The sequence below is a fragment of the Tsuneonella sediminis genome (genome assembly GCF_051912845.1).
GTDB classification, from domain to species: Bacteria; Pseudomonadota; Alphaproteobacteria; order Sphingomonadales; family Sphingomonadaceae; genus Tsuneonella; species Tsuneonella sediminis.
Map to the genome: position 1 here is coordinate 51,264 of NZ_JBNCBU010000002.1, position 22,180 is coordinate 73,443.

At 66.8% G+C, this 22,180-nt stretch carries 21 protein-coding genes and 1 tRNA gene; 12 read left to right on the forward strand and 10 right to left on the reverse strand.

The genetic code is table 11. From position 1 onward, the window contains the following. The first annotated feature begins 21 nt into the window (after positions 1–21). Together ACPV3N_RS10815 and ACPV3N_RS10820 are read left to right on the forward strand one after the other, a co-directional pair. Complete coding sequence (locus tag ACPV3N_RS10815; RefSeq protein WP_440117635.1) at positions 22–2,889, forward strand: M16 family metallopeptidase; 2,868 nt, start codon at positions 22–24, stop codon at positions 2,887–2,889. 82 nt (positions 2,890–2,971) lie between these two features. After that, positions 2,972–3,274: a hypothetical protein gene (locus ACPV3N_RS10820; protein ID WP_440117637.1), complete on the forward strand. Its 303-nt coding sequence runs from the start codon at positions 2,972–2,974 to the stop codon at positions 3,272–3,274. Positions 3,275–3,412: 138 nt separating this feature from the next. On the opposite strand, the gene uvrC is transcribed toward ACPV3N_RS10820, so the two are convergent. Together uvrC and ACPV3N_RS10830 are read right to left on the reverse strand one after the other, a co-directional pair. Next, on the reverse strand, positions 3,413–5,368 hold the full coding sequence (gene uvrC, locus ACPV3N_RS10825; protein ID WP_440117639.1) for an excinuclease ABC subunit UvrC: 1,956 nt from the start codon (positions 5,366–5,368) through the stop codon (positions 3,413–3,415). Positions 5,369–5,429: 61 nt separating this feature from the next. Further along, positions 5,430–6,425, reverse strand: a complete 996-nt coding sequence (locus ACPV3N_RS10830; protein WP_440117641.1) for a hypothetical protein — start codon at positions 6,423–6,425, stop codon at positions 5,430–5,432. A gap of 149 nt (positions 6,426–6,574) precedes the next feature. Between ACPV3N_RS10830 and ACPV3N_RS10835 the strand changes: the two genes are divergently transcribed. The 4 genes from ACPV3N_RS10835 (at position 6,575) to ACPV3N_RS10850 (ending at position 10,848) form a co-directional block, all read left to right on the forward strand. After that, the gene (locus ACPV3N_RS10835) at positions 6,575–7,732 is read left to right on the forward strand and encodes a BaiN/RdsA family NAD(P)/FAD-dependent oxidoreductase (protein ID WP_440117643.1); all 1,158 of its coding nucleotides are present in this window, start codon (positions 6,575–6,577) and stop codon (positions 7,730–7,732) included. Between the two features lie 77 nt (positions 7,733–7,809). Then, positions 7,810–9,399, forward strand: a complete 1,590-nt coding sequence (locus tag ACPV3N_RS10840; RefSeq protein ID WP_440117645.1) for a WS/DGAT/MGAT family O-acyltransferase — start codon at positions 7,810–7,812, stop codon at positions 9,397–9,399. Continuing rightward, positions 9,396–10,187: an esterase/lipase family protein gene (locus ACPV3N_RS10845; RefSeq protein WP_440117647.1), complete on the forward strand. Its 792-nt coding sequence runs from the start codon at positions 9,396–9,398 to the stop codon at positions 10,185–10,187. The genes ACPV3N_RS10840 and ACPV3N_RS10845 overlap by 4 nt, the downstream gene beginning before the upstream one ends. Positions 10,188–10,257: 70 nt before the next feature. Further along, entirely contained in the window at positions 10,258–10,848 is a 591-nt protein-coding gene (locus ACPV3N_RS10850) for a hypothetical protein (protein ID WP_440117649.1), read from the forward strand. A 10-nt stretch (positions 10,849–10,858) separates the two neighbouring features. Here ACPV3N_RS10850 and ACPV3N_RS10855 read toward each other — a convergent pair whose 3' ends face one another. Then, positions 10,859–13,753, reverse strand: coding sequence for a TonB-dependent receptor plug domain-containing protein (locus tag ACPV3N_RS10855; RefSeq protein ID WP_440117651.1), 2,895 nt, complete (start codon positions 13,751–13,753; stop codon positions 10,859–10,861). A 206-nt stretch (positions 13,754–13,959) separates the two neighbouring features. On the opposite strand from ACPV3N_RS10855, the gene infA reads away from it, so the two are divergent. From infA to ACPV3N_RS10885, 6 genes are all read left to right on the forward strand, one after another. Continuing rightward, entirely contained in the window at positions 13,960–14,205 is a 246-nt protein-coding gene (gene infA, locus ACPV3N_RS10860) for a translation initiation factor IF-1 (RefSeq protein WP_067681512.1), read from the forward strand. A gap of 16 nt (positions 14,206–14,221) precedes the next feature. Further along, the gene (locus ACPV3N_RS10865) at positions 14,222–14,791 is read left to right on the forward strand and encodes a Maf family protein (protein ID WP_440117653.1); all 570 of its coding nucleotides are present in this window, start codon (positions 14,222–14,224) and stop codon (positions 14,789–14,791) included. Then, positions 14,784–15,740 carry an Rne/Rng family ribonuclease gene (locus ACPV3N_RS10870; protein WP_440117655.1) on the forward strand — a complete coding sequence of 319 codons (957 nt, stop codon included), beginning with the start codon at positions 14,784–14,786 and terminating at the stop codon, positions 15,738–15,740. Before ACPV3N_RS10865 ends, ACPV3N_RS10870 begins: the two co-directional genes overlap by 8 nt. After that, positions 15,737–15,928 carry a DNA gyrase inhibitor YacG gene (locus ACPV3N_RS10875; protein ID WP_440117657.1) on the forward strand — a complete coding sequence of 64 codons (192 nt, stop codon included), beginning with the start codon at positions 15,737–15,739 and terminating at the stop codon, positions 15,926–15,928. The genes ACPV3N_RS10870 and ACPV3N_RS10875 overlap by 4 nt, the downstream gene beginning before the upstream one ends. 81 nt (positions 15,929–16,009) lie before the next feature. Further along, positions 16,010–16,085: transfer RNA gene (locus ACPV3N_RS10880), tRNA-Phe, on the forward strand. Between the two features lie 227 nt (positions 16,086–16,312). Continuing rightward, positions 16,313–17,296, forward strand: coding sequence for an endonuclease/exonuclease/phosphatase family protein (locus ACPV3N_RS10885; RefSeq protein ID WP_440117659.1), 984 nt, complete (start codon positions 16,313–16,315; stop codon positions 17,294–17,296). Positions 17,297–17,347: 51 nt separating this feature from the next. Here ACPV3N_RS10885 and ACPV3N_RS10890 read toward each other — a convergent pair whose 3' ends face one another. The 7 genes from ACPV3N_RS10890 to ACPV3N_RS10920 form a co-directional block, all read right to left on the reverse strand. Further along, a complete protein-coding gene (locus ACPV3N_RS10890; protein WP_440117661.1) occupies positions 17,348–17,617 on the reverse strand; it encodes a hypothetical protein in 270 nt (89 codons plus the stop codon). A 77-nt stretch (positions 17,618–17,694) separates the two neighbouring features. Further along, positions 17,695–18,294, reverse strand: a complete 600-nt coding sequence (locus ACPV3N_RS10895; RefSeq protein WP_440117662.1) for a hypothetical protein — start codon at positions 18,292–18,294, stop codon at positions 17,695–17,697. A 441-nt stretch (positions 18,295–18,735) separates the two neighbouring features. Then, complete coding sequence (locus ACPV3N_RS10900) at positions 18,736–19,011, reverse strand: hypothetical protein (RefSeq protein ID WP_440117664.1); 276 nt, start codon at positions 19,009–19,011, stop codon at positions 18,736–18,738. Between the two features lie 368 nt (positions 19,012–19,379). After that, positions 19,380–20,072: a M23 family metallopeptidase gene (locus tag ACPV3N_RS10905; RefSeq protein WP_440117666.1), complete on the reverse strand. Its 693-nt coding sequence runs from the start codon at positions 20,070–20,072 to the stop codon at positions 19,380–19,382. After that, complete coding sequence (locus ACPV3N_RS10910) at positions 20,065–20,526, reverse strand: A24 family peptidase (protein WP_440117668.1); 462 nt, start codon at positions 20,524–20,526, stop codon at positions 20,065–20,067. Before ACPV3N_RS10910 ends, ACPV3N_RS10905 begins: the two co-directional genes overlap by 8 nt. Beyond that, positions 20,523–21,119, reverse strand: coding sequence for a hypothetical protein (locus ACPV3N_RS10915; RefSeq protein WP_440117670.1), 597 nt, complete (start codon positions 21,117–21,119; stop codon positions 20,523–20,525). Before ACPV3N_RS10915 ends, ACPV3N_RS10910 begins: the two co-directional genes overlap by 4 nt. Before the next feature lie 115 nt (positions 21,120–21,234). Continuing rightward, the gene (locus ACPV3N_RS10920; RefSeq protein WP_440117672.1) at positions 21,235–22,122 is read right to left on the reverse strand and encodes a type II secretion system F family protein; all 888 of its coding nucleotides are present in this window, start codon (positions 22,120–22,122) and stop codon (positions 21,235–21,237) included. Positions 22,123–22,180 lie beyond the last annotated feature (58 nt).

Sequence of the window (22,180 nt, forward strand, 5' to 3'; positions counted from 1 at the left end):
CGAGGATCCGGGAATTTTTTCATGACCAGTCGCTTCGCCGTCGCCAGCCTGCTGGCGCTTTCGCTGACAGCGTGTGCCGCCCGCCCGGTCGAGACCGCCAGCGCGCCCGTTCCGGCACCTGCATCGGCCGAGCCGGCACCCGTCGAACAACTGGTCGCGGCGGTCGACATTCCGTACGAGCAGTTCCGGCTCGACAACGGGCTGACCGTGCTCGTCCACACCGATCGCAAGGCGCCGATCGTCGGGGTGACAACCTATTACCGGGTGGGATCGAAGCACGAACCGCGCGGCCGCACCGGCTTTGCCCATCTGTTCGAGCACCTGATGTTCGGCGGCAGCGAAAACGTGCCCAACTTCGACATTCCGCTCGAGGCGGCAGGATCGACCAGCACCAACGGATCTACCTGGTATGACCGCACCAACTACGTCGAGACGGTGCCGACGGGCGCGCTCGATCTTGCCCTGTTCATGGAAAGCGACCGCATGGGCTACCTGCTCGGCGCGGTGACGCAGGACAAGCTCGACAAGCAACGCGGGGTTGTCCAGAACGAGAAGCGGCAGGGCGACAACCAGCCCTATGGTCTCGTCGAATACAAGATCGGCGACGCGCTGTTCCCGGTCGGGCACCCCTACCGCCACTCGACGATCGGCTCGATGGCCGATCTCGAAGCGGCCAACCTGTCCGACGTGCGCAAGTGGTTCACCGACAACTACGCGCCCAACAACGTCGTGCTCGCGCTGACCGGCGACATCGATGCGGCGACCGCGCGTCCGCTGGTCGAACGCTGGTTCGGCGACATTCCGTCCGGGCCGGAGGTCCCCTCCGTCACCGCGCCGCCGGTGACGCTGGCCGCGCCCGTTCGCGAGGAAATGACCGACCAGGTCCCGGTCACCCGGGTGATCCGGGTGTGGACGGGTCCCGACATCAATCACCCGGATGCGGTGGCGCTGGACATGGGCATGTCGGTGCTGGGCGGACTCGGCAGCTCGCGGCTCGACAACGCGTTGGTGAAGGGCGACGAGATCGCCGTCAGCGTGACTTCGTACGCGCAGCAGCACGAGAACCTGTCGTTCCTGCAGGCGCAAATGGACGTCAAGCCCGGCATCGACCCGGCGACGGCCGAAAAACGCTTCGACGAGGTGATCGCCAGACTGGTCAGCGAGGGACCCGACGCCGACGAGCTTCTCCGCGCCGTAAACCTGAGCATATCGAACCGGATAGGCGCGCTCGAGCTGGTCGGCGGGTTCTCGGGCAAGGGCGCGACGCTTGCCGAAGGGCTGCTCTATTCCGACGATCCGGCCAGGTACAAGAAGGAACTGGGAGAATTCGCCGCGCTCACTCCCGGCGCGGTCAAGGACGCGCTCGGCCGGTGGCTCACCCGCCCGTCCTACACGCTGGTCGTCAAGCCCGGCGAGCGGACCGAAGACGGCGCCCTGATGGGCGGCTGGGGCGACGAGGGCACCGTCCCCCCGCCCGCTCCCGACGCGAAGAAGCCCGCCCCGCCGCTGGCGAAGAACCCCCCGCGCGAGGCGCCGCCGGTCGCACCCGTCGGTGAACTGACCTTCCCCGCGGTCGAAACCGCGCGGCTGTCGAACGGCATCCCGGTCAAGCTCGCCCGGCGCACCTCGATCCCCAAGGTCAGCATGGCGATCACATTCGACGCGGGCACTGCGGCGGACGGCCCGGCGCGCGCCGGCACGCAGGCGATGATGATGAGCCTGCTCGAGGAAGGCACCGAGACGCTCAGCGCCATCGAGATCGCCGAGGCGCAGGAACGCCTCGGCGCGCAGATCGGGACAGGCGCCTCGCTCGATACCAGCAGCGTTTCGATGACCGCACTGACCGCGAACCTGCGGCCCTCGCTTGCTCTCATGGCCGATATCGTGCGCAACCCCGCCTTCGCCGAAGGCGAAGTGGCGCGGGTGAAAGCGCAGCGCCTGGCCGCGATCGCGCAGGCGCAGGCGAACCCCAGCGCCATCGCGAGTCGCGCGCTCGGTCCGCTGGTCTTCGGCACCGAGCACCCGTACGGCGCGGTCGGCGGCGCCGGCCTCGCCTCGGCGATCAGCCCCCTGACGAGCGCCGACCTCGAGCAGGTGCACGACACCTGGGTGCGGCCCGATACCGCGGCGATCACGGTTGTCGGCGACGTAACCATGGGGCAACTGCTGCCCGCGCTCGAAGCGGCATTCGGCGACTGGCGCGCGCCTGCCGCGCCGGTTCCCGCCAAGAACCTCGCCGCGCCGACCCCCGCGCCCAAGCAGCGGATCGTCGTGATCGACCGGCCCAATTCGCCCCAGTCGGTCTTGCTGCTCGGCCGGCAGCTCCCGGTCACCGGCCGCGCGCCGGGCCTCGAGCCGCTCGACCTCGCCAACGAGGTCATCGGCAGCGGCTTCCTCTCGCGGCTGAACATGGACCTGCGCGAGGACAAGGGCTGGACCTACGGCGTGCGTAGCGGGCTCACTGCAGAGGCGGGGCCGCGCACGTTCTACGTCATGACGCCGGTCCAGTCGGACCGGACCGGCGATTCTATCCGGCTGATTCTCGACAAGGTGACCGCCTTCGCCGGCGGCGGCGCGCGGGTCGACGATACCGAGTTCCAGCGCGTGACCGACGGGAATATCCGCGGCCTCCCGAACCGGTTCGAAACCAACGGCCAGGTCCTGGGCGCGCTGCTGCAGAACCAGGTCCGCGGGCGTCCCGACGATTACCAGCGCACCCTGCCGCAGGTTTTCGGGAGCATCGACAAGGCCGCGATCGACGCCGCCGCGGGGCAATTCATGGACCCGTCGGAGATGGTCATCATCGTCGTCGGCGACCGGTCGAAGATCGAGGATCAGGTCAAGGCGCTCGGCCTGCCGGTCGAGTACCGCGACGCCAGCGAGTTCTGACCGGGACCCGGGCGGGAATTGACAGGAGTGTAAGCAGGGCCGATTGAACGGCCGCGGAAGCCAAGCACGAGGAGATATCGAGATGGGCGTTGCCGGAAGCTACGATTGCGTCACCAGGACCCCGATGGGAGACCAGAAGAGCGTGTTCACCGTCGAGGACTGCGGCGACGGCACCTTCACCGGCAAGAACGCCGGCGCGATGGGCAGCATGGACGTCGAGAACGGAAAGATCGACGGCAACCAGCTGACCTGGACGATGAACATGACCGTGCCGATGCCGATGAAGCTCGAGGGCAGCGCGACAATCGAGGGCGACACGCTGACCGGCTCGGTCAACGCCGGCGCGTTCGGCTCGATGCCGATGACGGGCACCCGCCAGGCCTGACGAAGCCGCCAGACGAGATCGCCAAGGGGGCGTCGGAGCGATCCGGCGCCCTACTCCGTCCGGAGCAGAGGTGTCTCTGCGGCAGGCCAATGAACGGCTGGCCGACAACTGGTTCGTCTCGCGATCTTCCTTCCACCCTCAGGCCGGGTGGTAGAAATCCCAGATCTTCTGCGCGACGCCTTCGCTGATGCCGGGGGTGCGCTTCAGGTCCTCGAGCGCGGCGGCCCGTACCTTTCCCGCGGTGCCGAAGTGCAGCAGCAGCGCGCGCTTGCGGCCCGGGCCGATGCCGGGGATCTCATCGAGCGGCGAGGCGCTGATCGCACGGCTGCGCTTGGCGCGGTGCGCGCCGATGGCGAAGCGGTGCACCTCGTCGCGCAGCGTCTGGAGGTAGAACAATAGCGGCGAGTTCACCGGCAGCGTCTTTTCCCGGCCATCGGGGAAATGGAACACCTCGCGCCCCTCGCGCCCGTGGTGCGGCCCCTTGGCGATCGCGATCAGCGGCACATCCTCGATTCCCAGTTCCTCGAGCGCATCCTTCACGCTCGACATCTGGCCCTTGCCCCCGTCGATCAGGACCAGATCGGGCCAGACGCCGTTCTCGCCGCTCTGCGCGCGGTCGGGGTCCTGCTCCAGCGCGCGGGCGAACCGGCGGGTGAACACCTCGCGCATCATCGCGAAGTCGTCGTTGGTCTGCGCGGATTTGATGTTGAACTTGCGGTACTGGCCCTTCACGAAGCCCTCGGGCCCCGCCACGATCATCGCGCCGACCGCCTTGGCGCCCTGGATGTGGCTGTTGTCGTAGACCTCGATCCGCTGCGGCGGCTCGGGCAGCTCGAAAAACTCTGCCAGTTCGCGCAGCGTTTTCGCCTTGGTGCCGGTTTCGGCCAGTCGCCGCTCGAGCGCCTCGACCGCGTTGCGCTGGGCCTGCGCCATGAGCTTGCGACGGGTCCCGCGCTGGGGAATCGAGATGTCGACCCCGAGGCCGGTCTTCTCGCACAGCGCTTCGGCGATCAGCTCCTGTTCGGGCAGGACGCGGTCGACAAGGATCGTGCGCGGAGGCGGGACTTCCTCGTAGAACTGGAGGAGCACGTCGGCGAGTACCTCGTCCTCCTCGATCTCGGCCGTGTGGGTGGGCCAGAAGGTGCGGTGGCCCCAGTTCTGCCCGCCCCGGATGAAGAACGCCTGCACGCCGATCTGCCCACCCTTTGCCGCCAGCGCGAAGACGTCGGCATCGCCTACCCCGCTCGCGTTTATCGCCTGGCTGCCCTGGATCGCGGTCGCCGCGCGGAGCCGGTCGCGCAGCATCGCCGCGCGCTCGAAGTCGAGCGCCTCGGCCGCCTCGGCCATCTGGGTCTCGATCTTCTTCTGCACCGCACCAGACTTTCCCGAGAGGAACTCCTTCGTCTCGGCGACGAGCTCGGCATAGCCGGCCTCGTCGATGCGGCCCACGCACGGGGCGGAGCACCGCTTGATCTGGTAGAGAAGACACGGCCTGTCGCGCCGGGCGAAGAAGCTGTCGGTGCACGATCGCAGCAGGAACAGCTTCTGCAGCGCGTTGATCGTCACGTTGACCGCCCCTGCGCTCGCGAAGGGACCATAGTAGTTGCCCTTTGCCCGCCGCGCGCCGCGGTGCTTGCTGATACGCGGAAAGGCGTGATCCGCGCGCAGGAGGATGAAAGGGAACGATTTGTCGTCGCGCAGGAGCACATTGTACGGGGGGCGGAAACGCTTGATCAGCTGCGCCTCGAGCAGCAGCGCCTCGGCCTCGGAGTTCGTCACGACGATCTCCATCCGGCGGGTCTGGCTCACCATCCGCTTCAGCCGGTTGGAAAGCGCCTTGACCTGGGTGTAGTTCGCCACCCGCGCCTTCAGGCTGCGCGCCTTGCCGACGTAGAGCACGTCTCCGCGCGCATCGAGCATGCGGTAGACCCCCGGACGCGGCTTCAGCGTCTTCACCGTCTCGCGGATCGCGGTGACGCCGGCCTCGATGTCAGGCTGCGCGCCCGCGCCCTTGACCGTCGAGGTGGCGCGCTCCTCGAGAAAGCGCTCCTGGCCTCGGGGGTCGGGCGGGGTACCGGCGGGGGTGCGCGACATCGCGTGGGGAGATAGGCGCGGGTCCCGCGGCTTGCAAACGCTCAGCGAGCGGGTTGCAGGGTCAGATCAAATCGGCGGCATAGGCCACCGCTCCATAGACCAGATCGCCCGTCGGCGAGCGCAGGTCATACACCAGCGCCACCCCGGCTCCTCCCACCCCTTTGCCCAGCTTGCTTGTCCCGTTGTCGACGAACCGGCCGCGGACCGTGCCCACGTAGCCCGCCCCCGCAAGCGGCGCGGTAAAGGTGGTCTGCCCGGGCTCCAGCGCGACGGTTGCGGTCACCGTACCGAGGTCGACCGCGGACGAGGCCTGGAAATCGCCGAACGGCTCGGCGCGCCGCAGCAGCCGAAACGACAGCGTGCCGCTCGCGCGGGCGAAATCGAAATCCATCCGGGCGCCGTGGGTCGAGGGATCGAAGACGCGCCAGACCCGGCCATCGATCTGGGCAATGCCATCCACTACCCCGCTGTAGCGCAGGTCGGTATCTGGCAGCGTGGTGGTGGGAAGGCCCGCCGCGAAAAAGCAATGGCTCGCATCGGCATAGCTGCCCAGCATCGCGAACAGAAGGTCGAACTGGCTGAGCAGAAGTTCCGCTGGCACCGGATGGGCATAACGGACGTAGGCGGGCGAGGGAAAACTTTGCCGGTTCTCGGGCCCGAAGGTCATCGTGAATCCAAGGTAATCGTTCGACTGTATGCGGTACCGGTCAGTGCCTAGATAGGCGATCTCGTAGTTGATCTCGTTGAAGGTTTCCCTGATCTCGCCGATGCCTGTGACCGCTCCTGACGTGTCTCGCGAAACGGGAGCGATTCCGCAACTGGCCGGTCCGACCAACGTGTCCCCGATGCTGGCATTGGCGAACTTCGGATCGCGCGCCGGAGTAGGTGACGGCGTTGGCGCGGGCGTAGGCGCAGGAACGGGCACTGGTCCCGCCACCGGCCCCGGAGCCGAGGCGGCCGGGGAACCGCTGCCTTCGCCCCCGCATCCCGCGAGAGCGCCGATCGCAGCCAGAGCAGCCGCGCCCACCCATGCCTGCCGTAAGGTCTTTTCCCGCATCGATCTTCTCCTGGCGTGTCACGCCCATGCATCGCACCTTTCCCCGGGACGTGACCATGATGCGGCCCTGATGGTTTGCCGATGATTGGCCGCTGGCCGCCGTTTCGCGGGTGGCGCACCGCGCCGCCCCGCCCTAACGCGCGTTCGCGATGGACTACGATGCGATCATCCTTGGTGGCGGGGCCGCCGGCCTGATGTGCGCCGCGCGCGCCGGACAGCGGGTGCGCCGGGTGCTCGTGCTCGAGCGCGCCGGGCAGGTCGGCAAGAAGATCCTCATATCGGGCGGCGGGCGCTGCAACTTCACGAATATCGGCGCTGGCCCCGCTAACTACATCAGCGCCAACCCGCACTACGCCAAGAGCGCGCTTGCCCGTTACACCCCGCGCGACTTTCTCGACCTCGTCGAGAGCCATCGCATCGCCTGGCACGAGAAGACGCTCGGCCAGCTTTTCTGCGACGGGTCGGCGCGGCAGATCGTCGAGATGCTGCTCGCAGAGTGCGCGAAAGGCGCTGTCGAGGTTCGCTGCGGCGTCGAGACCGGCGAGGTCGGCCACGACGGCGGTCGCTTCCTCGTCGGGGCCGACAGTGCCCCGGCGCTCGTCATCGCGACTGGCGGGCCGTCGATCCCGAAGATGGGCGCGACCGGGTATGCCTACGACCTCGCGCGCCGTTTCGGGCTCAGGGTGGTCGAGCCCCGGCCAGCGCTCGTGCCGCTGACGCTCGGCGGCGAGGACGTGCTGTTCCGCGAACTCTCGGGAGTTTCTGCCGAGGTGACGGCTCAGGCGAACGGTCCGGCGTTCCGCGAAGCGGCGCTGTTCACTCACAGAGGGCTGTCGGGTCCGGCAATTCTCCAGGCATCGAGCTACTGGCGCCCTGGCGAGCTGGTGAGGGTGAACTTCATGCCCGACCGCTCGCCCGGCTGGCTCACCGATGCCAAGCGCACCGCGCCCCGGACGACGCTGCGCACGCTGCTGCGCGGCACCCTGCCCGAACGGCTCGCGGATACGCTGGCCCAGCGCTGCGGCATGGAGCGGGAACTGGGCAACCAGCCCGACGCGGCGCTGCGCGAGGCCGAGGCGCGCCTGTCAGCCTGGACCTTCCGCCCCAACGGCAGCGAGGGCTTCGCCAAGGCCGAAGTCACCGTGGGCGGGATATCGACCGCCGAACTGTCGTCGAGAACGATGGAAGCGCAGACCGTCCCGGGCCTCTACGCCATTGGCGAGGCGGTCGACGTGACCGGCTGGCTCGGGGGATACAATTTCCAGTGGGCCTGGGCGAGCGGGGTCGCTGCCGGGGATGCGCTCTAGCAAGGCGCATTGCCAAGCGGATACGTTGTGATACGTTTCTCCCTGAAACCCGCCCGCGAAGGCGGGATGCGGGAGAGATGCCTTTGCGCCAGCTCCAGGGGATGGACGCCAGCTTCGTCGCGCTCGAGACGAAGAATTCGCCGATGCACATCGGATCGATCCTGATCTACAACCCCGCGACCGCGCCCGGCGGCTTCGTCCGCTTCAAGGACATCCTCACCTTCTTCGAGAGCCGCATGCAATTGTCGCGAACGATGCGCCAGCGGCTGGTGCGGGTGCCGTTCGACCTCGACTATCCGTACTGGATCGAGGACCCCGATTTCGATCTCGAGTACCACGTCCGCCACGTCGCGCTGCCCGAGCCGGGCGACTGGCGCCAGCTGTGCATCCAGGCGGCACGTATCTTCGCCCGCCCGCTCGACCTCACCCGCCCGCCGTGGGAATTCACCGTGATCGAGGGGCTCGACGGGATCGAGGGGCTGCCCAAGGGCTGCTATGCCATGGTGACCAAGGTCCACCACGCGGCGATCGACGGGATGAGCGGGATCGACCTGATGGAGGCGATGCATACCCTGCGCGCCGACGAGGGCCCGCCGGCCGAGCTCGACAGCTGGAAGCCCGAAAAGGTGCCAAACCCCGCCGAACTGCTCGGCAAGAGCTATTTCAACGCGGTGACCAATCCGCTCAAGCAACTCGAGGTGGCCGCCAAGGCCGCGCCGGGGCTGGCCAAGGCGCTCAAGGGCCTTGTCGCAAAGGAGTTCAGCGTCTCGGGCGAATTGGTCGCGCCCAAGACCCGTTTCAACAAGGTCATATCTGCCCACCGCGTGGTCGAGGGACGCAGCCTGCCGCTTGCCGACATCAAGGCCATCCGCGCGCTTGCCGAGGGCAGCAAGGTCAACGACGTGTTTCTCGCCATCGTGGGAGGAGCGCTGCGCAAGTACCTGATCGCAAAGGACGACCTGCCTGCGAAGACGCTGACCGCGATGGCGCCGATCTCGGTCCGTTCGAAGAGCGAGAAGGGCGACATGGGCAACCAGGTCGCGGCGATGGTCGCTCCGCTGGGGACGCATATCGAGGACCCCGCCGAACGCCTTCGCTTCGTGCACCAGCGGACGGTCAACTCCAAGGCGATGACCGAGGCCATCGGGGCGCGCAACATGACCGAGGCGAGCAAGGTTTCGCCCGCCCTGTGGATGAGCCTCGGTGCCCAGCTCTACACCCGGCTCGGCCTTGCCAACCGGGGCATGACGCCAATGTTCTCGACCGTGGTAACCAACGTGCCCGGGCCGCCCGTTCCGATCTATTCGACCGGCGCCCGGCTCGAGAGCATGTTCGGTCTGCTGTGCCTGACCGACGGCATGGGTCTTGGCCATACGGTGCAGAGTTACGTGAACGAAGCCACGATAACCTTCACTGCCTGCCGCGAACTGCTGCCGGACCCCGATTTCTACGCCCGATGCATCGAGGAGAGCTTCGAGGAACTGCGCGCCGCCGCGAAGGCGACCGGATCGCCATCCGGCAAGGGAAAACCGGCCAGCGCCGCGCCGCGAACCGCCACCCCGCGCAAGGCCCGCCCCCCTTCGGCTAAAGGCAAGGCTGGCACCAAATCGGCGGCAAAGCGTTCGAAAACAAAACCTACACGAAAATCGAAGGGATCGCACACGTGACAGCCGCAACCGCCCCCCGCCGGGCCGCCCATCCGCCCAGCCGGCTGCTCGCCCTCACCGAACCCAGCCGCGCGCTGGGTGAACTGGCGGCGTTCGTCGCGCTGCGCCCCCTCCTCTCGTTCCTCCCCCGCGGTGACGGGCACGGCGTGCTCGTGCTCCCCGGCTTCCTCGCGAGCGACAGCTCGACCGGGCCGATGCGGCGGCTCCTGTCGCAGCTTGGCTACGATGCGGTAGGATGGAAGCTCGGCCGCAATGTCCGGGTCGACAACGGGCGCGTGCAGGCGATGATGGGGTGCGTCGAGGAACTCTACGGGCGCACCGGGGGCAAGATCAGCATAGTCGGCTGGAGCCTGGGCGGCGTGTTCGCCCGCGAGCTCGCCAAGCAGGCCCCGGACAGGGTCCGCCAGGTGATCACGCTCGGCAGCCCGATCAGCGACGACCGCAACCACTCGAGCGCGCGGCACCTGTTCGAGCTTCTCAATGGGCAAGAGCCCGAGCCGTTGAAGCACGGCAAGTTCCGCAAGCTCGGCGAAGCGCCGCCGGTCCCGACGACTTCGATCCTCACAAAGGCGGACGGCGTGGTGCACTGGCGCGGGTCGGTCCAGCGGCGCGGCCGCAATCCCCGGACCGAGAATATCGAGGTATTCGCGAGCCATGTGGGCCTGGGCGTGAATCCCGCGGTCATGTTCGCGATCGCCGACCGGCTTGCGCAGGCCGAAGACGACTGGACCCCCTTCCAGCCGCGCGGGCTGGCCGCCTTCGCGTTTCCAAAGACACGCCTGCACTAGCCGGGGCCTGCCGCCATTGCTCATCACGGCTCCCGTGATAGTGTCCCGGCAAGGGCAACGGGAGAGGGCGGTGATCTTGCGGACGCTGGTACTTGTCGCGGCGGCGGCGCTCGGAACGCCAGCGGTCGCCCAGATCCAGCCGGGTTCCCCCCCGGGCGGGGGAGCCCCGCCGACCGACCTTCCGACCGACAACCGCGGCATGGGCGCTGTAACCGACGTTCCGAACCAGCATTCCGACCTCCGCACTGCCGCCGAGGATGCTCTCGCGCGCCAAGGCGATGCGAGGGCGTCGCTCGTCCGATCCGGGCAATCGAAGGCCCAGCGCCAGGCACAAGCGTACCGCGCCGCAATCGAGCGTTACGTCGCGAGAACCGACGAGGACCGGATCGCGGCGCTCGCCGCCTCTCGGGCGCCCTCGGGGGACGACGCAAGCGCCAAGGCGATCCGGACCGCGCTGGAGAAGGACCTTGCCCTGTGGGGCAAGACGTTCGGCTTCGATCAGGCCACGATGGCAGACCAGCGGACGCAGTGGCTGACCGAACCCGCGCCCATGACCGCTGCCGACTGGGCTCTGCGCCGCGCGGGCTGGTTCGCCGCGCGCGACGCGTGGATCGCTGAGCAGCGGGCCTGGGCGGCCGAGCAGGCCGCCCGGTCCGACTGAAGCAACTGCGTCAAAACAGCTTGCGCAGCTCGATTTCGACGTAGCGGCCGACCGGATCGACCAGCCCCGGCTGGTACCGCAGCGGGACCGCGCCGTTCTCATCGGTCACTCGCTGCTGGGCATCGAACAGGTTGTTGACGCGCAGTCCCAGCCGCATGCCCTTCCATGCACCCGGTCCGTCCGTCCCCGTCAGCCATTCCTGCTGCTCGAGATTCACGAAGACACGAAGGTCGAAGGTCGCCAGCGCGCCGAACCGCAGGTCGCCCGACCCCGGCAAGCCGCTGCCCCGGACCGTTGTCGGCCCTGCATAGCGGCCCGAGAGGCGCGTCCCAATGCCGTCCTTGAACAGGCCGCCCTCGAATTCGAGGGCATGGCGGGGAATGCCCCCATCGCTGAGGCCGTCACCGTCCAGCAGGTCGAGTGCGGGCCCGCCCGGTGCGACGAGGACCGAGTTGTCGAGCTGGATCGTGTGATAGAGCGATAGGTTCCAGCGGCCCTGCCCGTCGCCGCGGCCACCGAACATCGCGCCGGGACCGCCGCCTCCGCCCGGACCGCCGCGCGGGCCGCCGCCCGGTCGCTGCCTGCCCTCTCCGGCCTGGCCTTGCGCCGTGTCGCCTGCGGGTGGGACCGGAATGGCGCACAAGCGCGTTCTCAGCTCGGCGAGGCGTGCGGGATCGATCGTGCCGTCAGGGCCCTTGATTCGTTCGACGACTTCCGGCGGCAGCGCCGCGACATCGGGCTCCTTGCCATCTTCGCCGCAGCGCAGCGCGCTTCGCAGCGCGGCAAACCGTTCGGGGGTCAGCCGCGCGGGTCCGCCGCCTTCGCGGGGCGCGCCGTCAGCCGTGCAGAAACGGGTCTTGAGCGCGGCCACCTTGGCCGGGTCGACCTCACCGTCCTCGCCCTTGAGGCGGTCCAGCATCCCCGCAGGAACGCCCGACAAGTCGGGCATCTGGCCGTCGGGGGTGGCGCAGAACCTTGTCCGCATTTCGGCAAAGCGGGCGGGATCGAACTGGCCGCCGCCCGGTCGGCCGATGACCGGCGGAACGACGGCGCCCGAGGGGGCCGACGCCGGTTCGGCTGCCGGACCCCGGCCGAAACCGCTTCCGCCGCCGCCGCGCGCTGCCTGCGGGTTCGGCTTGCCCACCCGCCCGAACAGGTTGACGCCGTAGCGGATGCGCGACGATTCGCGTTCGCTGAACGTCACGGGCCGGCGATCGAGCGCCAGCAGCGTGCCGTCGGCCGCGCGCGTGACGCGGCCGGGGAACGCCGCCTCTATCGCAGGGGTCAGCAGCGGAAAGCTCTCGGTCGTGTCGGTCGAGCGGTTGCGGTAGTATTCGACGAGGATGTTCGCCCGGTCGAACAGGTCGAGGTCGTAGTTAGCCGACAGCTTGATGTCGCGCTGGGTTTCGGCCCTGAGGTTCGGATTGCCACCGGTCGTGACGGTCGCCAGCACGGTGTCGCCGGTGGTGAAATCGTAGACCGGGACGTTGAAGTCTACGATCGCCGGACTGCCGAGCTGTCCGAGCCCCGGCGCTGCCTTTCGCCCGATGATGCTGGCTTGCAGCGACAGCTTCTCGACCGGGCTCCAGTTCAGGCCTGCGTTCCAGTCTGTCAGCGTCCCGAAGTCGGATAGATGATCGATCCCTCCGCCGAAGTTGACCGACAGGTCGCCGATCCCGCTCAGGACACCGTCGCGGCGGCTCGCGACCGGCAGGCTGAGGCTCGCCCCGCCGTTGGCATTGCCGCGGGTCAGCCGGGTTTCCCCGAGCGCCGCCGTGCGCGAATCGCTGCTCTCGATGCGCGCCCAGTCGAATCCCGCGTCGAGCGTCAGGTTGGCCGAACCAGCGGGAAGGGCGAACGGTGAGCCGGCGAGCGTTGCCTTGGGGCTTGCGCTCCATGTGCGGCTGAGCGCCCGATCCATGCCGCCTCCGCCTCGGCGGTCGATGCGGCTGTCGGAATCGGTGCGATTAGCATCGAGCGTGGTCGACAGCCGCCAATCGCCCAGTTGCCTGTTGAACGCGCTGCCGATCGCATAGGCATCGGTTGCGGTCCGCCGCTCGATCGGGTCGAGCGTGACGGCGTCGATGCCCGACAGGCTGTCGCGCACCACCCGGCTGACCTGGCCGTTCACGGTCAACTGCCCGCCCCGCCCCATTTCGCCCAGCCCCTGCGTCAGCGTGGCGTTTGCCTCGACGCTCTCCTCGCGCGAGACCAGGGTGCGGAAATCGGCCGGGTCGAGTCCGGCGGCCGCCACTGCCGGGTCGGTCGGGACCGACTGGACGACGCCGCGCTCGCCCTCGGTGAGCGGGCTCTTTCGGCTATAGTCGATGCTGGCATTGACCCGTCGCTGCGCGTCGATCGTCAGGATCGAGGCTTCGAGTTCCTGCGCGCTGTATCCTCCGCGGGTCGGCATGCCGTACTCGGCCTCGATCTCCCGGCTGGCGAAGTTCGGCTTGAGAATGAAGTTGATCACCCGCTGGTCGGGCGGATAGCCGAACTGCACCGCCACTTCCTCGGGCAGCACCTCGACCTTGCGGATCGCCTCGGGCGGATAGCGGCCCATTTCCCGGAAGCTCGAAATGCGCTGCCCATTGACCAGGAACACGGGCCGTCCGCCCCGCCCGCGGCCCGAGCCGACCTGCGGAGAAAGCTGCGCGACGAGATCTGCGATGGACGCCGCGCCATAGGCGGCGATGTCCTTTTCCTCCAGCTCGAGCACCGGCGGAACGTCGGTGACCACCTGACCGGGGATCCGTTCCGCGATCACGATGATCTCGTCGCCGGGGCCGGGACCGGGCTCGGACTGTTCGGAAGGGGCCGCCTGGCCGACCCCCGGCGCATCCTGGGCAGAGGCGGATCCGGCGACAGCAATGGCGATGAACGATGCGGAGACGAAGGAACGCAAGATGTGGGAAATCCTCGAAAAGCCTGTGTCCTGCCCCGTGCGGAGGGCCATTGCGCACTCGCCCGCGCCGGTGCAACCCGTCGCAAAGTAACTTTTTGTCGCGCAAACCTTTCCGGCGAATGACGGTGGCGCTTTCCTTTTGCTGCCCCTGCGTCTAAGGGCGGCCTCCAATTCGACCAACCTACGCAAAGGAACCGACGAGCTACATGGCCAAGGAAGAACTCCTCGAAATGCGCGGGCGGGTGGTGGAGCTGCTCCCGAACGCGATGTTCCGGGTTGAGCTCGAGAACGGCCACGAGATCCTCGGCCACACCGCCGGCAAGATGCGCAAGAACCGCATTCGCGTGCTGACCGGCGACGAAGTGCTCGTCGAACTGACGCCCTACGACCTCACCAAGGGGCGGATCACCTACCGCTTCATGCCGGGACGCGGCGGCCCGGGGCCGCAGTAATCCGGCCGGGCAAGACGTGCCCGATCTCGTACTCGCCTCCGCCAGTCCGCGCCGCCGCGAGCTGCTGGCACGGCTCGGCGCCGAGCCGGTTCGCGTCGTGCCCGCTGACATCGACGAGACTCCGCTGAAGGGCGAGCTACCCCGCGACTATGCCGTGCGCATGGCCCGCGAAAAGGCGCTCGCCGCCGCCGATGCGGCCGCGTTCGTCCTTGCCGGCGACACGGTGGTCGCGGCCGGTCGCCGCATCCTGCCCAAGGCCGACGACGAGGCAACAGCGCGGTCCTGTCTGGAACTGCTCTCGGGCCGCCGTCACCGGGTGTTGTCGGCCGTTGCCCTGCGCGCGCCCGACGGCACCGTCCGCGAACGGTTGAGCGAAACTCAGGTGCGGTTCAAACGGCTGTCCGGGGAAGAGATCGCCGCCTACCTCGCGAGCGGGGAATGGCAGGGCAAGGCCGGCGGTTACGCGATCCAGGGCAGCGCCGAAGGGCTTATCGCCTGGATCGCAGGCAGTCATTCGGGCGTCGTGGGCCTGCCGCTGTTCGAAACACGCGCACTGCTCAGGGCGGCGGGGTTTGCCCTTGGCTGACTGGCTGGTCGAGCGCGGGATCGGCGAGGACCGGGCCCTGCTCGTCCGGGAGGACCGCGTCGTCGCCACTAACGTTCGCTGGCCGGGCGATCTGCGCGCAGGCGACATCGTGGAGGCGACGCTGGTAAAGCGTACCGCGGGTAGCCCGCGCGGCCTCGCGATGACCCCTGCGGGCGAGGCAATCCTGGTCGACCGGCTTCCCCGTCCCGCCAGCGAAGGCGCGACGATCTCCGTCGCGATTACTCGCAGCGCTATGGCCGAGCGCGGCCGGTTCAAGCGCGCACAGGGCCGCTGGTCGGACGGCGCGCCGGGTAACGCCATCCCTGACGTCATCGAAGCCGGCAAGCCGGTGCGGCGCTTCGCTCCCGGCTTGTGGGAGGACGTCTGGAACGCGGCGTGGGACGCCGAGGTCGCATTTTCCGGAGGCTCGCTGCTGTTTGCGGTGACGCCGGGGATGACGGTGATCGACATCGACGGCGACCTGCCTCCGCGCGACCTCGCGCTGGCGGCGGTTCCCGCAATCGGCGATGCGCTGCGCCGATTCGCGGTCGGCGGCTCCATCGGGATCGACTTCCCGACCCTGCAAGCGAAGGCCGACCGGCAGGCGGTCGACCGGGCGCTGGAGCGGTCGCTCGGCGACTGGCCGCACGAACGAACGGCGATGAACGGCTTCGGCTTCATCCAGATCGTCGCGCGAAGCACCGGCCCTTCGCTCATCCAGCGGCTCGCGCATCATCGTGCGCCCGCCGCGGCGCGGATGCTGCTTCGGCGGGCCGAAGGACTCGAGGGAGCGGGCACGATCCTGCTCACCGCGCATTCGGCGGTGCTGGCCGCGCTGCGCCCGGAGTGGCTGGCCGAGTTGTCCCGACGCACGGGACGAGCGGTGCGGATCGAGGCCGATCATACGCTTGCACTCGACGGCGGCCATGCCCAGATCGTTCCGCGATGACTGCCCCTGCCCGACCCTGCCCCATCTGCAAGAAGCCCCGCAGCGATGCCCACGCGCCGTTCTGCTCGGCCCGCTGCAAGGACCGCGATCTCGTACGCTGGTTCTCCGACGGCTATGCCGTCCCGGGTCGCCCCGCCCATCCCGACGAGGTCGTCCAGTCCGCAGAGCCCGGCACAGAGTCCGATTGACCCCTTGCCAACGGGGCGAAGCGCCGCCATAGCGCCGCCTCGCCAACCGCCGGTGTGCCTTGCTCCGGCGCGGAAGTACCAGCCTCGGTAGCTCAGTTGGTAGAGCATGCGACTGAAAATCGCAGTGTCGGTGGTTCGAATCCGCCCCGAGGCACCACTTCCCCATCTTCTCGGCGATGACTTGCGAGAACCGCTGCGCGCTGTGGCGGCATGGCCCGCCCCGTGTTCAATTCGCCCGCAGATGCGTCCACGGATGCCGCCGCACCTTTCCGAAAAAGGGGTCGCACTCACTCGCGAAATGAGTTTATCCTGTGCAGCGATTCAGAATGCTGACAAATTGGCCGGTGACATCGATTAACCTGGCGTGGAATGGAGAATTAGAGAGTGAAAACCTTGGGCAAGTTTTTAATCGGGATTGCAGTAATCTTATTAATTTCTACGCTGATTTCCCTTGTCCCGAGTGATGCCTGGTTTATCAGAAGTGTCGATCTGGTTCGAGAACCTCTGATCTACTTGTCTGTCGTCCTTCTGATCACTTCTTTTTTTCTTAAATCGCGCGCGGGGTGGGCGGCAGCTATCTGCCTTGCGCTGGCGATCGGCTTGAACGCGTGGAGGATCTGGCCCTATTGGCCGCTCGCGGAAACGCAGGTCGCCTTGGGCGCGGCTCCCGCTGCCGAAGATGCGCGCTGCTTTTCCGCGATGTCGGTCAACGTGAAGGTTAAGAACCGGAACCACGGGGAAATCGTCGATCAGATCCGGCGCCACGACCCCGACCTTCTGTTCCTGGTCGAGACTGACCAGCGCTGGATCGATGCGCTCGATCCGGTCCTGTCGGGCTATCCCCATGTCACCCGGCACCCTCAACCGGAAGCCTTCGGACTGGTCTTCGCCAGCAGGTTGCCCGTCCTGAAGGCCAACGTGGTCGAGAACACCTACCGCGACACGCCCACACTCTATTCGACGCTCCAGCCAAGGGGAGCGGGTCCGATCGAGTTCATCGGCCTGCATCCCAAACCGCCCCTGCCCGGCTGGAATACGAAGCTGAGGGACAAGAACATCATCCGTGCTGGTGTCGAGACCCCCGACCGGCTTCCGGACGCGTTCGTAATGGGCGATTTCAACGACGTGCCCTGGTCGCGCACGACCACGGCGTTCAGGTCAACCGGTGAATGGCGCGACCCCCGCATCGGTCGCGGCACCTACCCCACCTTTCCCGCCGGATTCCTGCTCCTCGGCTGGCCGCTGGACCAATTCATGGTCAAGGGAAGGCTGAATGTCGCATCGTTCGAAGTTCTCCCGGACAACGGCTCCGACCACCGCGCACTTCGCGCGACGCTTTGTCCCACCTCGACGTCCGGCCGAAACTGAAGCGACCCCAGCGGTTCACGCCGGGATCGCCTCTTTGATTACCCGAATGGTTCAGCTGCGGTTGCCGGGCCAGTAAGTCAGCGGCCGATCGCCCCAGTCGAGGCCGGCGGCGCGGGGGTTGATGCAATTGTCCTGCCGGTCGGACATGCACACGTCGTACACGGTCTCGCCGACCTTCACCTTGGTCGCCTTTCCGTGCGTGTTTCGTTCGACGACTTCGGGCGACTTGGCCTGATAATCCTTTTCCTGGGCAGTCGCGGGACCTCCTGTTGCGATGACCAGGCTGGCCGCTGAAAGGAACATGATCTTGATCGGTGTCATTCGAGTTCTCCTTCGAAATATTTGGATCGGTAACCGGAGCGGGAAACCGGGCTCCGGCCCGGGGGTGCCGGCAAGGGCTAGCGGAGGTCGATTTCCTCGCGGGCTGTCATGAAGGGCCTACGGGGCGCTCCGGCGCCGGCTGCGACCACGGCCGCCACGAGCGACAGCAGCGACGCTAGAAACGCGTACCAGCTGGCGCTCGAAAGTGCGTCGAGAGCGTTCTCGGCGGTCCTCCCGGCATCTTCGCGCAGCTGGGCCTGGTCCACCTGCTCGACGCGCTCGCGAACGGCGCCCACCGCGCTTTCGACCTGGTTTTCCGCCTCGCGCTCGCTGACGCCGCCGGGACGCAGGACCGCGGATGCGGCGGTGTTCGTTGCAGTGACTGCCGCCTGGGCAGCGCCCACGACCGCTCCCGACGCGGTGTTCACGGCAGTTCCCACCGTGCTTGCCGCGAGCCAGAGCATGATCATGGTCAGCAACCCCCACACGCTGGCACCGTGAGCCGTCGCGGAGCGCTTTTCCGGGATTCCTGACAGGTGGCCGGCAACGTATCCGCCGACGCCCAACGCGATCACGCTGCTGGCGATCCACCAGATTCCCGCGCCAATTCCCACGCCGTCGAAAGCCGCGCCGGCCTGCGGATCAATGGCGCGGAAGCCAATTGCTGTGCCCAGCATGCCGAGCAATACCAGCAAGCCCACAGCCACGACGGTGCCGGCGAATATTGCGCCCCAGGACACTCGGCTCAAGAGTGCGGGCGCATCGGTCGTAGTGACCACGGTTGCTTTCACATCGCGTTGATCAGTATTCCTGTCAGCCACATTAGGTCTCCCCGTTGATGTTGCTGCAAGATTAACGTGGGCCGGATATCGTTGTTCCGAACTGGGTTAGCTCTGCTCCCTGATCAACAGGGTGAGTTAGAATACTTATCTCACCTGCAATCACGATATATTGGCTTCACCAAAGGATACGACAATTGATTATCATATTTCGTGTCTATTTCCTGCCGCGCATGATTTTATCCTGGCAAGATAATAGAAGGGCCCCGCCAAGGCGGGGCCCTTCGGGCGTGATCATAGGGGGGAAGGATCCTACACGCCCATGAGCGATTTGCGGCGTCAGTTCATTTCGTCGGCACGTTCGTTGATCGCGTCTGCCTTCCGGTCGCCCACATCGTCGAGCGCTTCGGCGCGCGCGTTCAGTGCGTCCTCGCGGGCGTCGGTGGCAGCGTTGTCGGCAGCCTCCTCAAGGGCCATGGCGTCCTGCTCGTAAGCCTGGTCGACTGCGTCAGCGCGCTCTTCGAGCTGGTCGCCTCGTTGCTCAACCGCGTCGTCCTGCCCGCATGCGCCGAGCGCGAGAACGGACGAAACGGTCAAGATCTTAAGAATATTCATTGCTAGCTCCTTTGTTCTGCCTGAAGGCTGTTCTGCCTGTCGGCGTCGGCGGCCTCCAAGGTGTTCGAGCAGCTCTCGAACCACCGCCAGACGTGCAAAGCTCGGCACCATGACGGGCGAGCTTTGTTAACCAACCAGCAAGGTTGGAGACCGTTCCAAGATCGTGCTTCCCCCTCGCGAAGCGACCCTTCCGAGCGGACGTCCGGCGCGCCAACTCGGGATCGCGCAGCTGCCTGAGCCGACGTTGGCATCAGCCAGGCTCGCCGCTCCGGACGCTGCGATGCAGCGAGACTGAATCGGACAAGGCGGAACGGCGAGGATCGAGGCGTGAGCGGTATTCCGGGGGGACGAACGAAGCGTTACGAGATCTAGAAGCGAGGCGGGATCGCAATGCCGTTGTGGCGCATCTCGTAATGGAGATGCGGTCCGGTCGAGCGGCCTGTGGATCCGACATAGCCGATCACCTCGCCTCGCCGAACTTCGTTGCCTGGCGAAACAGTGATTTTCGAAAGATGACCAAAGCGGGTTTCCAGGCCACCCTTGTGCGCCAACCGAACGGCAAGACCGTAACCGCCATTCCAGCCGGCCAGTTCCACGAGGCCATCCATCGTCGCAACGACCGGTGAACCGAGCGGAGCGGCGAGGTCGACCCCGGAATGCATTCGGACACCACCCAGGACGGGATGCGAGCGCCTTCCAAAGCCGCTCGTGATAGCTGCGCGGGATACCGGCATACCGGTTCGGAAACCGCCTGCCGCAGGAATTTGGGAAGACGCAATCGGCGACGTCGAAAAGGTGGAAATCCCAGCCATGTCGGAAAATGACGATTTGCCCGAGTAGACCGCCCGGCCCTCGAGGTCGAGCGCTCGCCCGACGCGAACGTTGACGGGGCGTTCGCCCGAGCCTTCAGCAGAGGGAGCCTCGTGATCAATCGCGGCACCGAGTTCGTTGGCGTGCACGGCAGTCGGCAGCTGTGCGATAGATGCGAGAATGAATGCCGCGGCCGCCAGATTGCGCGCCGATGCGCACCAGTGGTATCCGACGTTCGCGCGGTTATTCATACATCACCCGCGTCGCCACGACGCCGACTGCGATTGCGAGGCCAAAGGGCACCTGCCCGAACTTTCCCTTCCGGCTTTCGTCGAGCGCACGCCGGGCCCGCATTACCGAGAACCAGAACGCCACGAGGATGAGGCCGGCAAGCGAGACCGCGAACAGCAACTCGAAACCCTGCTGAATCGGCATCCATGCCGCACACGCGGCGTAGAACTTGCCGTCGCCTCCGCCGACAAGCCCGAAACGAAACAAGATGCCCCCCACCACCAACGCGATCATCGCGTGAGCGGCTGCCCATGGAACCGCCCCGATTCCGCTCGTGAGATAGAGAAACAATATGCCCGAGATCGCGGTCGATGCGGAGAGCCAGTTGGGCAACCTGCGGCTCGTCACATCCAGCCAGGCGGCGCACAACGCGCATCCCGCTAGGACGACCGTACCGGCGAGGAATGGCGTCATTTTTTCGTCACGGACGCCAGATTGATGCGCACCGGATACGTGGGGTGCGCTTCGATGCTCACGAAACGCGGGTTGTGGCGGCGCCCGTCGCTCGCCGCATGCTGATGCTCGTTTCCGGCGGTCCGAATGGCGATCTCGCGGGGCGAAATTCGGCTCATCGCCGTCGCTGCTACAGGCGAAGTGACGCGTACCACGCCCGGACCGGCACGAATGATCCGGTCAACCGGAGTCGCGGTCGCAATCGCTTCCCCGCTTGTTTCGCCGTCGGCGAAGGGGACCGGTGGCACCGAGGTTCGCTCGAGGCGAGCCAGCGCCGCCTCACGGCTTCGATAATACCGCGACAGATTGGCAGCATATTTCGGTTCTGCCGGATCGATGGCGATTGCCTGCTGGAAGAACCGCTCCGAGAGGTCGCCGCGCCCTAGCATCGAATATGCCACCCCCATCATGTTGGCGGCCTCCGCGATCGTTGTCGGATCCTCTTTCGCGACCTGCAACGCGACGATCGCGAGCCCTGGGCGACCGGCTCTCAAATGCTCGCGGGCCTCTGCAAGCGCGATCTCCGGTTGCGCAGCCTGGCTCGCGAGGCCCACGGGTTGAACCTCGAGCTTTGCAGCGTGCCCGAAGATCGAATGGCACCCCCCAAGCGTTGAGGCCAAGATGACCGCTGCGACGAACCTCTTCATGATCAATCCCCCCATTTCCTGTTCATTGAGTGAGCATGGGAATAATTTCGCGTACGAACCTGATCGCGGCCGGCAGCATCAAAACGCCGATCATCGTGGGCAGCATGAACATCACCAGCGGTATCGAGATGAGGACAGGCAAGCGGTGCGCTTTCTCTTCGGCTCGCATCCGGCGGCGCTCGCGCATTTCCGAAGCATAGACCCGCAAAGTCGCCGAAACACTCGTGCCCAACTTGTCGGACTGGATGAGCAGCGTCGCGAAGGATCTTATCTCGTCGACCCCGGCGGTATCGGCAAGGCGCCGGAAGGCATCTTCGCGACTTGCTCCAGCGCGTAATTGAAGCGTCGAAACGGAAAGCATTTCGGCGACCAGCGGGTGGGAATCCACCATCTCGCGCCCAACGCGGTCCATCGCCGCTTCGATCCCGAGGCCCGCTTCCACGCAAACCAGCATGAGGTCGAGGCAGTCCGGGAAGCCGTTGACGATCGCCTCCCGTCTGCGGTCGGCCTTTGCCCGGATAAACAGGTTGGGCAGGTAAAGGCCAAGCAGGGCGAGAAGAGAGCCGATGATATAGACCTTGAGGAACGACGGCGGCTCGCCCTCGCCGGAAAAAGCCAGGAAGACGTACCCAAGCGGAAGGAGGACCACGAGCGCGAGGCGTACAAGGGTGTAGATCCGCGGAGCGGACGGTGCCCGATATCCCGCCGCGACGAGCTGGTCGCGAAGGCGATCGCTCTTGGTGTCGCCGAGATTCAAGCCGGCCCGCTCAATGGTGTCGGCGAGCCTCGCCCACTTGGTATCGTTCGAAGCCCGCAGGCTTTCGCCCTCGCCTCCATGCACCACCAGGTTAGCCGTCGTCAGTTGGCGTAGTTCCTTGCGAACGGCAGCCCGCCGCGACACGAGCGCCATCACTGCAAAGGCTGCAACCACGACGAGCCCGAATACGAGGATGAGGATCGCGAGACGG

Excerpts from the sequence above, each read along its gene's own strand:
- ACPV3N_RS10890 (WP_440117661.1), bottom strand. The coding sequence starts at position 17,617 with ATGACACCGATCAAGATCATGTTCCTTTCAGCGGCCAGCCTGGTCATC.
- ACPV3N_RS10875 (WP_440117657.1), top strand. The coding sequence starts at position 15,737 with ATGACTGCCCCTGCCCGACCCTGCCCCATCTGCAAGAAGCCCCGCAGC.
- ACPV3N_RS10910 (WP_440117668.1), bottom strand. The coding sequence starts at position 20,526 with ATGACGCCATTCCTCGCCGGTACGGTCGTCCTAGCGGGATGCGCGTTG.
- uvrC (WP_440117639.1), bottom strand. The coding sequence starts at position 5,368 with ATGTCGCGCACCCCCGCCGGTACCCCGCCCGACCCCCGAGGCCAGGAG.
- ACPV3N_RS10900 (WP_440117664.1), bottom strand. The coding sequence starts at position 19,011 with ATGAATATTCTTAAGATCTTGACCGTTTCGTCCGTTCTCGCGCTCGGC.
- ACPV3N_RS10895 (WP_440117662.1), bottom strand. The coding sequence starts at position 18,294 with ATGCTGGGCACAGCAATTGGCTTCCGCGCCATTGATCCGCAGGCCGGC.
- ACPV3N_RS10820 (WP_440117637.1), top strand. The coding sequence starts at position 2,972 with ATGGGCGTTGCCGGAAGCTACGATTGCGTCACCAGGACCCCGATGGGA.
- ACPV3N_RS10840 (WP_440117645.1), top strand. The coding sequence starts at position 7,810 with ATGCCTTTGCGCCAGCTCCAGGGGATGGACGCCAGCTTCGTCGCGCTC.
- ACPV3N_RS10835 (WP_440117643.1), top strand. The coding sequence starts at position 6,575 with ATGGACTACGATGCGATCATCCTTGGTGGCGGGGCCGCCGGCCTGATG.
- infA (WP_067681512.1), top strand. The coding sequence starts at position 13,960 with ATGGCCAAGGAAGAACTCCTCGAAATGCGCGGGCGGGTGGTGGAGCTG.
- ACPV3N_RS10920 (WP_440117672.1), bottom strand. The coding sequence starts at position 22,122 with ATGGCGCTCGTGTCGCGGCGGGCTGCCGTTCGCAAGGAACTACGCCAA.
- ACPV3N_RS10830 (WP_440117641.1), bottom strand. The coding sequence starts at position 6,425 with ATGCGGGAAAAGACCTTACGGCAGGCATGGGTGGGCGCGGCTGCTCTG.
- ACPV3N_RS10815 (WP_440117635.1), top strand. The coding sequence starts at position 22 with ATGACCAGTCGCTTCGCCGTCGCCAGCCTGCTGGCGCTTTCGCTGACA.
- ACPV3N_RS10905 (WP_440117666.1), bottom strand. The coding sequence starts at position 20,072 with ATGAATAACCGCGCGAACGTCGGATACCACTGGTGCGCATCGGCGCGC.